Annotated in this window: 11 protein-coding genes; 8 read left to right on the top strand and 3 right to left on the bottom strand. The window is 49.7% G+C overall.

Translation table 11 applies throughout. The annotated features are described in order from the left end of the window. Together AAF564_12385 and AAF564_12390 are read left to right on the top strand one after the other, a co-directional pair. A partial coding sequence (locus AAF564_12385) for a T9SS type A sorting domain-containing protein (GenBank protein ID MEM8486341.1) occupies positions 1-2,895 on the top strand: 2,895 nt, incomplete at its 5' end. A 274-nt stretch (positions 2,896-3,169) separates the two neighbouring features. Then, a complete protein-coding gene (locus tag AAF564_12390; GenBank protein ID MEM8486342.1) occupies positions 3,170-3,622 on the top strand; it encodes a hypothetical protein in 453 nt (150 codons plus the stop codon). 589 nt (positions 3,623-4,211) lie between these two features. Here the strand turns inward: AAF564_12390 and AAF564_12395 are convergent. Next, entirely contained in the window at positions 4,212-4,727 is a 516-nt protein-coding gene (locus AAF564_12395; protein MEM8486343.1) for a hypothetical protein, read from the bottom strand. Positions 4,728-4,755: 28 nt separating this feature from the next. Between AAF564_12395 and AAF564_12400 the strand changes: the two genes are divergently transcribed. Beyond that, on the top strand, positions 4,756-5,049 hold the full coding sequence (locus AAF564_12400; protein MEM8486344.1) for a hypothetical protein: 294 nt from the start codon (positions 4,756-4,758) through the stop codon (positions 5,047-5,049). A gap of 244 nt (positions 5,050-5,293) precedes the next feature. Here AAF564_12400 and AAF564_12405 read toward each other — a convergent pair whose 3' ends face one another. Then, positions 5,294-7,936: a histidine kinase N-terminal 7TM domain-containing protein gene (locus tag AAF564_12405; protein ID MEM8486345.1), complete on the bottom strand. Its 2,643-nt coding sequence runs from the start codon at positions 7,934-7,936 to the stop codon at positions 5,294-5,296. A 294-nt stretch (positions 7,937-8,230) separates the two neighbouring features. On the opposite strand from AAF564_12405, the gene AAF564_12410 reads away from it, so the two are divergent. After that, on the top strand, positions 8,231-8,761 hold the full coding sequence (locus AAF564_12410; protein ID MEM8486346.1) for a DinB family protein: 531 nt from the start codon (positions 8,231-8,233) through the stop codon (positions 8,759-8,761). Here AAF564_12410 and AAF564_12415 read toward each other — a convergent pair. Continuing rightward, complete coding sequence (locus tag AAF564_12415) at positions 8,758-9,243, bottom strand: DUF4174 domain-containing protein (protein ID MEM8486347.1); 486 nt, start codon at positions 9,241-9,243, stop codon at positions 8,758-8,760. The two genes, AAF564_12410 and AAF564_12415, sit on opposite strands and share 4 nt — an antisense overlap. Positions 9,244-9,403: 160 nt before the next feature. Between AAF564_12415 and AAF564_12420 the strand changes: the two genes are divergently transcribed. From AAF564_12420 to AAF564_12435, 4 genes are all read left to right on the top strand, one after another. Continuing rightward, complete coding sequence (locus AAF564_12420) at positions 9,404-9,937, top strand: hypothetical protein (protein MEM8486348.1); 534 nt, start codon at positions 9,404-9,406, stop codon at positions 9,935-9,937. A 489-nt stretch (positions 9,938-10,426) separates the two neighbouring features. Then, complete coding sequence (locus AAF564_12425; GenBank protein MEM8486349.1) at positions 10,427-11,461, top strand: S41 family peptidase; 1,035 nt, start codon at positions 10,427-10,429, stop codon at positions 11,459-11,461. A gap of 31 nt (positions 11,462-11,492) precedes the next feature. Then, the gene (locus AAF564_12430) at positions 11,493-12,317 is read left to right on the top strand and encodes an AraC family transcriptional regulator (GenBank protein MEM8486350.1); all 825 of its coding nucleotides are present in this window, start codon (positions 11,493-11,495) and stop codon (positions 12,315-12,317) included. A 100-nt stretch (positions 12,318-12,417) separates the two neighbouring features. After that, positions 12,418-12,963, top strand: coding sequence for a YbhB/YbcL family Raf kinase inhibitor-like protein (locus AAF564_12435; protein MEM8486351.1), 546 nt, complete (start codon positions 12,418-12,420; stop codon positions 12,961-12,963). The last annotated feature ends 306 nt before the right edge of the window (positions 12,964-13,269 follow it).

Consider the following 13,269-nt stretch of genomic DNA (forward strand, 5'->3'; position numbering starts at 1 on the left):
GAAGGTGGGCAGCGCAATACCGCATCTTATGATCAGATTGCACCAACACCGGGTACAGAAAACGGTGCTGTTGTGGTTGGTGGTATTGCTGAGATTTTTGAAATCCAGGGAGATAGTTTTGTCTCACCTTTCGAAAATACCATTGTTACGTCTGAGAACAACGTAGTCACTGCCGTTGGGCCCGAAGGCTTCTTCATGCAGACGCCGGCTGACCGGACAGATGGGCTCGAAAATACGTCAGATGGCATTTATGTTTTCCTCGAAGCTGCACCTTCTGTAAGTGTGGGGGATCTGGTAACCGTAACCGGTACCGTAGTAGAGTTCTTCGACTTTACCGAGTTCACCGATGTTACCGAAGTGCTCGTTACTGGTACAGGTACCGTTCCTGAAGCCATTGTGTTTGATGAAACATTGCCCTCTCCGAACCAGCCACAAGACGACACCGAATACGAGCAGTATGAAGGCATGCTGGTCACGATTGCAAACGGCTATGTAACAGGACCAAGCCAGAGCTTTGGTTCTGATCCTGAAGCAGAAGCATACATTGTTGCAAGTGGCGAACAGACCTTCCGCGAGCCGGGTATCGAATTCCCAGGCCTGACTGGGCTTCCTGTTTGGGATGGCAATCCAGAGGTATTTGAGCTGGATCCAGACAAACTTGGACTCGACAATGTATTGTTACCGCTTGGCTCAACGTTCTCTGCTACAGGGGCTTTGGGGTATGAGTTTGGTGGCTATGAGCTCTGGGCGAGTGAACTGACAGCCAATGTGGCCACGTTGCCAGGTGCTGTGCGTGCTGCGAGCGATACAGAAGGCACTGTTGCTTCACTTAACCTCTTCCGGTTGTTTGACGACGTAGCTGATGGCAACGAGACGGTTGTTGATCTTGAAGAATATCAGACGCGTCTCGTTAAATTTTCCAGCTATATCCGCGACGTACTATCAGCACCTGACATTATTGCTGTACAGGAAGCTGAGAAATTGGGGGTACTGGAAGATCTGGCTGCACAGATTCAGAACGACGATGGCTCGTTGATCTATGATGCTTACCTGGTTGAAGGCAATGATGTAGGTGGGATTGATGTGGGCTTCCTGGTTCGGCCATCCGCAGTACAGGTAAATGCAGTCACGCAGTTGGCAGCAGACGAATTGCTAACTTTTGACGGCTCGTTGCTGCACGACCGGCCACCCCTTCTTTTGGAAGCAGACTTCCTGCTTGGTGGCGCACCTGCGTTCCCTATTGAAGTACTGGCTGTCCACAATCGTTCTTTGAGTGGTATCGACGATGATGGCTCTGGGGAGCGTGTCCGGACCAAGCGGCTCGAGCAGGCACAGTCTATCGCTACAATTGTTCAAGCCCGTCAAGATGCAAATGCTGATGTGCGGCTTACAGTAGTGGGGGACTTCAATGCGTATGAGTTCTCTGATGGATATGTAGACGCTGTAGGACAGATTCGGGGTGTGTTTAATCCGGATGACAACCTGCTCAGTGGCGATGATCTGGTTGACCCGGATCTAACAAACCAGGTGTTGAATCTGCCTGAAGAAGAGCGGTATTCGTTTATCTTCCGTGGTACGTCGCAGGTTCTGGATCATGCGCTAACAAGTGTGGCACTGGATCCATTTGTGAATGACTTTGCATTTGGCAGGGGCAACGCCGGTGCACCGCTAATTCTGCTTGATGACGACACAACACCGCTGCGCGCTTCAGACCATGACGGCCTGGTGCTCTATGTCGAAATCCAGCCGGCATTGCCGGGCACTGCGGTACTTGCAGCAGCAAACAGCATGTACGTAGGCTTTAACAGCTACATCAACAGCGGTGACTTGCTGGTACAAGGTGCTGGTGATGAAACGCTGGTGACTGGCTATGAACTGGCAATCGGCAAGCGCTCTGTAACCGCAGATGGCTTTACGCTCAAGGCAGATGACATCCTTGTACTGCCTCAGGCATTGGTTGCCAGTGATGTTGCGTACAATACGTTGGAGAATCTGGGTACGGTTACCGGTGAAGAAACGACACCGCTGGCGTTGCCTGTATTCGAATTCCCTGCTTTCCAGACCGGGACCCCAACGGATGACGTCCTGATTGTACAAAAAAATCAGACGGTCAGCATTGATGCCGATGCTTATGGACACATTTTGGTGCGTCAGAATGGAACGCTCATTCTCACGGGTGGTGAGTATGATGTTGCATCGCTAACCATGTACCGTGGTTCAGAAATGCGTTATGAGGCAGCTGGTGCAATGCGCGTTGCTGGCCGGGTTGAAACGCAGAAATCTGTTGATATTGGACCTGCTGATGCGTCGGTTGCTGATGCCAGTACATTTGTGCTCTATGTTGAAGGCATGAACGGCGAAAACGGCGGGCTCTTTGAGAAGCCGGCTGCGGTAGATCTTGGCAAGAGCGCTGAAGTGCAGGTTAACATATTTGCACCAAATGGTAGCATCGTAATGAATGAGCTTGTAACGGCTACAGGCGCCTTCTTGGCGAAAGATGTATGGTTGGAGCGGAATGTTTCGATCACGCTCGACAGCCACTGGGCTGCTGATATGTCGCAGGCAACCGTAGCGGCCGCTAATGCCGGCAGCGACGAACTGCTGTTGGAGCAAACAGCAGCAGCATTGCCTGAGGAGTATGCATTGACGCAGAACTATCCGAATCCGTTCAATCCAACGACGACCATTCCGTTTAGCCTGCCAGAAGCAGGGCATGTAACACTGAAAGTGTACGATATGCTTGGCCGCCTGGTTGATACACTGGTTGATCGCGAAATGAACGCAGGCTATCACAATGCAGCATTCAACGCGCGCTCTTATCCGAGTGGTGCATACATCTACCGGCTCGAAGTGAACAATTTTGCTTCTGTCAAGAAAATGATGCTCGTGAAGTAAGCACCTATACGGCCTGAGGAAACGATGGCTCTATCAAGGTTTCAAACAAAGGGCCGGCGCTTTGAAAAGTGCCGGCCCTTTTTGTTATGCATCAACCTGAATACTGAATGATGTGAAGCAAACGACCGGCGCCCGCATAATAAAGCACGCCTTATTCTCGTTAGATAGATATCAGATCTGAATAAACAGCAGCTACACCCGGGACCTGTCTAATCTGGCAGGATATGCTGCATTTTTACCAGTTAGTACGCCAATCAGTAGTGCGGGTATTCAAATGAAAAAGCAGAAATACGGTTTTGAAAATGTAACTGTGGCTTCCCCTTGTCACGAGTCGTGGGATAATATGACAGGTGGTGAGCATGTTCGGTTTTGTGCCGCTTGTGAGCACCCAGTTTATAACCTCTCTTCTTTAACAGGACACGAAATAGCCAGCCTGATCAAAGAAACTGAAGGGCCTCGCAAATGCGTGCGGTTTTATCGCAGAGCAGATGGTACCATGCGTACAAAAGACTGTCCGGTAGGATATGCCAAAGCCCGGCGTCGGGCAATTGGTGTTTTTGCTTCTCTGGCAGCTGCGGTCTTTGGCGGCACAGCACTCTACAAGTATTTCGAGCAGCAAAATCAGTATCCAGCAGTGATGGGACTCATAGCGATGCCCATCGATGCACCAGAAGGAGAAATTACTATGGGCGAAATGATTGTGCTCGATGTAATCGAAACCCCGTAGGCCTCCGTTTTTCGATGAAGTGTCGCAATAAAATCACCGTTTCTGCCGGCAGCGGATCTTGGCTGATTTAGGGATTACTTATGCACTAGCCTAACAAAACACTGTAGCAGAATTCTGAGATGCAGGAACAGGGAAATACATGTTATGACATGGTTAAATATTACTGTGAAAAAGGCGACAGAACTTTGTGAATTCACGGATTCACATGTGTATGTGATTGAACGACGGTAGGGTAGTTGCTATCTTTTTAATGCCCTTCAGACCAACAGATACCAAGCGCCATGAAGTCCTTTTCTTCCAAGATATGGGAACGTATTGCCTTTTCTACAGCATTCGCCTGCGTTGTCCTCGCAGTACTGTGGAAATTGATTGTTTGAGTAATCCAACACGCTATCTAAACCAAAAAAACGCCACCTGTTACAAGCGACACACCTCAAACAGGCGATTCAACGCAAGACGCGACATTTTTCTTGTCCATACCAGCAGGACGCATCGTATACCCAATCTGACACGCATATGCAGCTAACTGTATGCTGTGGGCAGATGCAAATGTATTGCTGCAGATACAGTCAGCTGCTTCCGGTCTGTATTATCGGGAAGACCCTTTTTTAGCTTTTTCTTTTTTGAACGCCGGGGTATGTTTGTCCAAAATATGTTGGATTCGGCCGTGCGATTTTGAAAAGATCTCGCTGGCGATTTCTTGCAGTTCACCGTCTTCGTGTGTTTCCAGAAAGGCACCCATGCGCCGGCAAGCTTCCCACAATACCGGGCGCAGCGGGCGCTGGTTCAGAGAGATTGTTGCCTGCAATCGATCCTGGTTACGGGTCAGGTCGATCGAGAGGTAGGCAAGCATTTTGTTTTTGCCTTTTCGGAAATTCACATTCAGGCCATCAACACCGGTATCAGCTGTTTTAGACTTTTCTGGCGGTGCATCTTTGAGCAATTTGTCTCGCCAAACACGCGCAGCGAGTTCAGCTTCGTCCGTCCCGCCATAGATATTGTCGGAAAAGAGCTTGTTTTTGCTCAGGCGGGGAATACGCACCCACCAGCCTTTAACACCGCTTGAGGGGTAGTTCAAGCGCGTAATATACTTTCGATTACTCATATAAAGGGGTAGTTTAAAATGAGTAAGCGTGACAGATCGCTTTTATGTGGGTTGGGTCTTTATGACGTACCGATATCCAACCTGGAAAACTTTCTCAGATTGTGGTCAACGTATGCTGGCGCGTGGCGATAATCCACACAGCATGCCACCATGGTTGGCACAATATGATTTCAAAAAATCCTGGATGAATACCAATGTGTCGAGATTGACTGATGCCTGTCCCGTTCAAAAACAGGCAATCGCAGATCTTACCACACTACTTATGGATTCAAAAATCGTTAATGGGCGAAAAAAGCAGGAACTGCCAACAGGACACAATTAGGGTAGTGGTCTTTTATGAATCGTACTGAGCAGACGTCCACAAAATACTGTCGGAAAAACCGGCCTGCAATACGCCACGCCACTTTATGGCTCCCCAAAAAACATCGGAGCATCTAGATGTTGATGGTGCTAAGAGTAATAAAGATGTGCGTAGGTTAAACACGCACGGAGTGAGCGAATCGTTCCGCTATTTTACAATATAGTTTTTATTGCAAAACTACTAACTATACACACCAGCCGGCGGGTTAGACTACCTCGCTTGCAGTATCCAGTCCTTTTAACTGCTTTAGTATACGGACCAGGTGTTCGAGGTGGATAGGTTTGCTGATAAAATCGTCCATGCCAGCGAGGGTGCACTGGTTGCGGTCGTGCAGTGTTACGCTTGCTGTCATGGCTACAATTACTGGGCGCGAGTCATCTTCGTCATCCCAAATAATCCTGCGGGTTGTTTCAAGCCCATCCATTTCAGGCATGTAGACGTCCATAAAAATAACGTCGTAGTCTTTTTCTTTAAGCGCCTTTAGTACCAGTTTGCCGTTGGAAACAATATCCGGAGTATACCCCAGCCGCCTGAAAAATAGTCGCGCAAGTTCCTGGTTGATTGCGTCGTCTTCTGCGATGAGGATGTTAAGTGGGTGTGTTTGGCCTAACTGTGGATCAAAGATGAGGTAATCACTTTTCTGCTCTTTGGCACTTTTCCAACTTAGTGATGACTGTAATACCTTTTTAAGTCGTGCTTCCTTGATTGGCTTTTCGAGCAAGGCAGCCGGCTTAATTTGTTTGGGGGATGGGGAAAAGTTGCGCGTTGAAATAAGGATGAGCGGGCTGTCTTGATACTGAGCCTGCAGAGTGCGCCCCAATTTGCGGGCATCGAGTTCTGGTAGTTGATTGTCCAGTAAAATGGCATCGTACGGTGCAGTGTTTTTGCCTGCATTTTTGTCTGCCCGTGTAAGTGCCTCTACCGCCGAGGCCACAAAATCTGCCCGGATACCCCAGCGTTTAAACAGGTGTGAAAGCCGATTGCACCGGGGCTCACTACAGCTGACAACCAGAATGCGTTGACCGGCCATAATACTGGGCGTGCGCGTTGCTGGCATAATCAGGTCGGATCGTTGCTGCTCACCGGCTTCTATGGTGAAATAAAACTCAGATCCTTTGCCCGGAATGCTGTCGACGCCAATAGCGCCATCCATCATCTGGATGAGTCGTTTGCAGATGGTCAGGCCGAGTCCGGTCCCTCCGTACCTGCGGGTGGTAGAACTATCTACCTGGGTAAAGGAGTCGAAAATGGTAGCAACGCGCGCCGGTGGAATGCCTACGCCAGTGTCGTGTACGCTGAACCGAAGCGAGTAGGGGGCTGAAACGTCTTTGGGATATTTTTCTATGGCAACCTGAAGCGTGATTTCTCCAGCTTCGGTGAACTTGACAGCATTGTCCAGGAGGTTGATCAAAACCTGGCGCAACCGGGTGGCATCGCTGGATATGATATGGGGTACGCTTGGATGGATGAAATAGGCCAGGTCCAATTCTTTCTGGGCTGCAGTGTGGCACACCGCGTCCAGAGACTCCTCTATACAGGTATGCAGGGTAAACGGGTGTTTGTCGATTTTAACTTTGCCGGCTTCGATTTTAGAGAAGTCGAGTATGTCGTTGATAATTGCCAGCAGGCTGTTGCCGCTGTTTCTGATTGTATTGACAAACTCATACTGCTCCGCATCCAGTTCGGTATCAAGCAGCAAACTGGTAAAGCCAATAACCCCGTTCATGGGGGTACGGATTTCGTGGCTCATTGTGGCGAGGAATTCGCTTTTTGCAGTTGCTGCCTGCTCCGCGCTCTCTTTTGCGCGCTGTAGCTCCCGTTCTTTTTGCTTGAGTGACGTGATGTCGTGCAACATGAGCAACCGGCCGAGGTGATCCCCTTTGGCTCCAGTGATGGGTTTGCTCGATACCCGGTAACAGGTCTCTACATCGTTTTTGAGCAGAATTATGTCTTCGGGGATAGCACCGTGATCTGCAAGTTCATTCAGCGGATAAAGGCAAGCTTCAGAAAGCTCTTCGCCAATCAATTCTTTTTTTGGTAATTCCAGCAATGCAGCCGCAGAAGGATTTAAGTCAACGACACACTCATTGGTATCAAGGACGACAACCGGATCATCTACACAATCAAAGACCGTGGCCCTCGCGACGGGGGCGAGGTTGAACAGCTTATACCTGAAAATGCCCCAGGCAAACAATACGGCAGAAGCTGACATCGACAGGGGGGTAATGTCAATTTCTAGCTGGAAAAAGAGGTAGGTAATATTGGCGGTGAAAGGGATCAGAGCACCAAAAATCATGATGCCGCCCTGGTTTCTGTAAATGCGACTTTTGCCAAAAACAGCACGGATGATTACAATAGAGCCGATTAGAATGGCGAGGTAGCTATACAGGGTGTGGACCCAAAACCAGCCGTGTAAATCACGGGTAAAGATGTAATAATCATTAGTAACTTCGACCATGCTTGGCTGGCCGAACATAATACCGTGCTGCTGATTCGTGATCGCTAAAACTGAGGTGGTAGCGGGTATGATACAGGCTACCAATATGTGTTTCCAGGTAAGCCATTTGTTGCGCCGGGTAAAAGACAGCGCAAAAAAGAACCAGTTAATGCTGGAAAATGCAATCGGCAGGTATATGATGTTGTTGATCCTTGTTCTTGCCTCGATGGCCTCCCCAAGGCTATGATCCACCGCAGAAAGCAGGCACCACAGGAAAACAAGTGAACTGCCAATGATAAAAAATGGTACGGTAGGGAAATGTCTCCTAGGCCACGCATACAGCATCAGGGGCAACGTGCTAAAGGCGCCAACTAGAAAAATATATCCGCTATTGAGGAGGGAAGAGTCCATGGATTGTGTGAGTCGTATCGCATGATAATGAACTGCCGCGTGCACAAATTATCTGCAGGATACAGGTCAGCGCGCGCAAGGGGATACCAGTAGAGGTGTTGGGGCGTTTGCCAGAGAAGATATGCAGCAAACACACGTACAACGGAACAGGCAGGTATGCGTACGGAATATACGTGTTTAGCACTATAGCAGGAGAGACATTTGGCGCATATACTTGTAGGCAAGTTGGAGGGGATTTACATTGGTTCTGTAGTGGGAAAACGCGTGGCATTATAACAAACTGGGATAGGCAACGTGATAAATAAATCTTTGCTGGAAGAGCTTTACAGGCACATGGATTGGGCAGACGCCACGGTGTGGAAAAAGGTGTATGGGAATGAAGCAGCAATCGCAGATGACAACGTCAAGGCGTTGCTGTTTCACGTCCATTACGCGCAATACGCCTATTTGCAGCAATGGAATGGGTTGCCTTTTGAGCGGCTAAAACCAGATGATTTTGTGTCTTTGGATGCAATTTATGCGTGGATGCGCCCACACTACAAAATGCTACATGGATTTTTAGCCAACGCAGATGAAACGGGGTTGCCCGGCCCAATGTCGTTGCCCTGGTCTAAATACTATGGCCGGCAACTCGGCATCGAGCCGGCTGATACAACGCTTGGGGAAACCATGCTACACCTCAGTTGCCACGGCATACACCACCGCGCGCAATTAAATACACTGCTACGGAAGCTTGGTACAGAGCCCCCGCTGATCGATTATATAGCCTGGCTCTGGCACGGCCGGCCCCTGGCTGTGTGGGAGAATGGGGCTGCGGCAAACTAGCTTCCTTTTTTCGATGTGCGTTGCTTCTTTGCTTCTTGCTGCCTCATTTCTTGCCGGCGCATGGGCATGGTGTCGATTAATGCAAAAAGGTCCTGTAATGAAGTAGCACGGGTCCGGTCGAGTTTTACCCCGCCATCTTTACCGATAAGCACAACCCTGAACGCGGCAGCATCAGCATTGTAATCAGCTTGCAATTGCGCTGCGGCTTGTGCAGGAATGTTTGTTTTACCCGTAGTTGCTTTTCCCTCGAAAATACGAATGAGGACCATGTGGCGGTCTTCGAAGCCGGCGGTATCTGCTTCAATGGATGCCAGGAGCGCTTTCACGTTCTTTGTTGCTGGGTCATCAGCAAAAATCAAAACCACGCGATGCTGCCACCGGTACTGTTTCATGGTAAAGTGCTGGTCTTGCTGGGCAAAGGAGGTTATGGGTGTCAGCATGAGGAGCAGGGCAATCAAACGAGTTGTCAGAGAGGCGCGCATGATGACAATGGCCAGTGGTCTGTTTGCGTTGTAGGATTCAAGTCAAATAAGCTTCTCTGTTCAATAGCCCCCAGCGGCAAATTTGTTGCCTGAGTCAGAATGTATAGGTGCGGCATTGCTGCCGCCTTTTCATGCCTGATAACTCAAATGTGGCACAACCATGAAAAAGACCATGCTGTTTTTACTGGTGGTTGCAGGGCTTGTGTTATTCCCTGGCAACGCTAAAGGCCAACAGATTGCGTCCAATCAATTAACCGATTACAGCGGCTATTACTGGCTGGAAGAAGTGATTTCTTCGCTCGATATGGTAAGCCGCTGGCAAGAAGGCCGGCGTGGATTGGAGCGCGAATCCGTATATGGCATCGTGTATCGCGTCCGCAATAATAACAACTATGCGCACCTCATTGGCAAAGTAACACCGTCGCAGTTTGATGTGCTGTATGATATCAGGCAGGACTACATCCGCATTTACGGGCTCCTGGGAGATCGCCGGCTTTCCAGTGCTGATATCCGCTCGATGTTAGCCGGATTCAATTTCGATAGCCGCATCAAGTACTTGCTTGGGATTCGTAATCAGCTTCGCGTCAGCCCTGGCTATGAATACATGCGCCCGCCAGATGACATTGAATCCAGAATCTACACACCCGGTGGTATACCTATTTCGCCATCATTACGCAAACAAATAGGTTGGTAGAAGTTCGCTGCCGGCAAAAAATTGGGTTTGGTCAGAATATGTGTTAAATCGCACAATCCGACCCCGTTACTGCGGCGCAGAAACAGTAACAAAATGATCTTCATGCACGCTCACCTGACCTCCAGAGGTTAAACCATGTCTTAAAGCCGTTTGGCGTACCGCATTTGCACTGCAGGGGACCAGTTAGTGGGATGCGTCTGTCGCGCCAGACAACCAAAGTAGCGTATGAAGCAGCAGCCTGTAGGTTGCACCGTATTTCTGTCAACCATTAATCCATGGTGAACAAGATGAAATAGGGGAAAGGAGGTCCAACTGGACCTCCTTTCTGCTTTCTCATGGCGTTGAATGGCTGACTCAAATTGGGCGAGGTACAATCGAAAGAAGACCGCACGTATTGTCACATGTCTTCAACATCGGTCAGGCGAAGATACTGCGTCATGTCGGCTGCGGCTTTTGAATGCACCGGGATTTTGCTAGCTTACACCGACCATGCCAACTATCGCTAGCGCTATGTCCAGGTTTATCATCATCTTTATCCTGTTTTTCTTAGCAAGCAGTTGCAAAAGCCAGGTGCCGGCCGACGTAAAAGCGGTAATAGACACAGTGCTGGATCACGCAGAATCAGCATCTATGTATAGAAACGGGGTGGACTGGCCAGCATTACGGGGAGAAGTATACAGCCTTGCAGCTGAAGCAGATTCGATTCCCGACCTTGGGCCAGCGATCCAACACATGCTAACAACCCTGGGTGATGAGCACGGCAGGTTTCTCTACAACTACCAGCACATCGCGTTTTACAATGGCCCCGAAAAGCCCCATCTCAAAGGGATAGATGTGGACATGTACAACCAAATCCAACTTGGGCAGACCTACGCTTTTGGGGCCGACCTGATCGCGCCTGGTGTTGGGTATGTACGCATTGTGGGCATGCCAATGGGCGACAATACGCAGATGTCACAAGACATTCAGGACGCTGTTTGTGCGCAAGTGGCAAAAGGAGCGGAAGACTGGGTTGTGGATCTGCGCTATAACGGTGGCGGTAACATGTTTCCAATGGTTGAAGGCCTGGCTGCCATTATCGGCGACGGACACGTTGGGGGAGCTGTTGGGTTGACTCCGGAAGAAAACGTGACCTGGCACGTAGTAGATGGAGATTTTTACTATGCCGATCAGTCTGTACAGTTGGAAAATGCCTGTAGGTACGAGAGGCTGCCGAAAGTAGCTGTGTTGACGAGCATGTATACGGCGAGCTCAGGCGAGGTTGTTGCCGTTGTATTCAAAGGACGCGAGAAAACGCGGTTCTTTGGCGAGCCGACGCATGGACTAACCACGGTGAACGATTGGACACCAATCGATAGTTTGTCAGTACTTATGCTGTCTGTTAGCACATACCAGAGCCGAGACGGCGTTGTGCACAAATCGTACGTTGAAGCTGATGAGCACATCCCATACCACCCGAATCCGCTATCAGATGATGATGAGGGTGTAAAGGCTGCGTTGGACTGGTTAAAAACAGACAAGTGAATGGGCATCAACGCATTTTGTTGAGGAGCTTATGGATTTGTTAAATACACCTGAACGATCAGCAGCCCATCAGCCGGCGCCTGGCATTTATGTGTTGCCCATTGTGCAGGCAACAACGGCTACCTTTTCCGACCTGTACATTCGAGATACGGCCCTTTTCTTTATTGAAAACGGAAGCAAGCGGGTCATGCACGCGGGTGGCAGTGAGCTTATTGGAGAAACGGGCGATGTGATGGTTTTTCCATCTGACGCTGTTGTTATGATCGAAAACCGTACCTGGTCTGGCGCCGATTATCGCGCTGTTGGGATTACCTTCGACAAGACACTTGTTGCACAAATTTTTGAACATGCCGCGCCCGGACGAACTACGCAGCCTGTGCAAGTGGTTTCGCCAACTCCAGGCGAAACAGATCATATGTTAAACACCGTCCGGAATACAACGACGGATGCGACATTGCCGACGCCAATTGTGACGCATCGCTTTCTCGAGTTGCTTGTCTGGATCAAAGCAATGGGTGTAAACCTGACGGCTCCGGTTGATGATAGTCCGCTGGGGCAGGTCCGGGCGTTACTCGAAACAGACCTGACCCATCCCTGGCGTTCAAAAGAAGTGGCAGATCACTTTGCGATGAGTGAGGCCACAATGCGGCGCTGGCTGGCGCAAACAGGGGATAGCTTCTCCAAAATCCTGATTAACTCCCGCCTCGAACGCGGACTGAGTTTGCTGCAAACCACGGCAGCGTCCATTTCGGAAATAGCGCTGAACTGTGGCTTCAAAACCCCCTCACATTTCTCCGATTCGTTTAAAATGCGCTTTGGCATTCCTCCGAAATCCATTCGGGACGCAAAAAGTTGATCGAAATCCGAAAGGAGTTGCAAGAATCTCGGAAGTGCCGGCAGGTAAGAAGTGGTATTATGAATCTGTTCTTGTTTTACAAATGGAATGGATTTGAAAAATGTCGAATAAACGCTTTGTTGTTTGCCTGCTCCTTGCCGGCCTTTTTACGACCACAGTAACCGCGCAGGACTTTACGCTGTCCAGCAACGACATCTCGGAAGGCCAACAACTGGCTGCTGCCCAAGTCTTCCAGGGATTTGGGTGTGAAGGAGAGAACATCTCACCACAACTATCCTGGTCGAATGCGCCGGCAGGGACCAAAAGTTTTGTTGTTACCGCTTATGACCCGGATGCACCCACTGGATCTGGCTGGTGGCATTGGAACGTGGTTAATATTCCGGCAGACGTCATGTCGCTGGACGCTGGTGCAGGGGGCAAAAATGGGATGCCTGAAGGCGCCTCTCAGTTGCGCAACGATTACGGCACGCCCGGATTTGGCGGCGCGTGCCCACCACCAGGCGAAGTTCATCGGTACCAGTTTACCGTTTATGCCCTGGGTACGATGTTAGAGTTGCCGCCACAGCCAAGCAATGCGCTGGCCGGCTTCATGACCCGCGCCAACGCATTGGCTAGCGCCAGCATCACAGCCGTCTATACACGATAGGGGGCCCCCATACCTGGCAGCAAACATATAAATCCCGTAAAATTTATGTGTTTGCTGTTACAGGATGCGCGTCTAAAGTTTTGCGTATCTCTAGCATTCAGCGAAAACGAAAAGAGAGGAAGGACCGGGCGTCCGCAGCCGGCGGCTGGGATCAACTGCGTTTTCATAGTGTTTTTTTAACAAACACCTTCACCGAGTTATGTGTCCAGGATGCAGTGCTTTAGATGGGCATTCTGCATCCTCGGTAGTAGCCTTGTTTACAATGCCAGTCTTTAATAGACTATAGTATGTCCTTGTATCCGGTCA

Source organism: Bacteroidota bacterium (assembly GCA_039111535.1).
GTDB lineage: Bacteria > Bacteroidota > Rhodothermia > Rhodothermales > JAHQVL01 > JBCCIM01.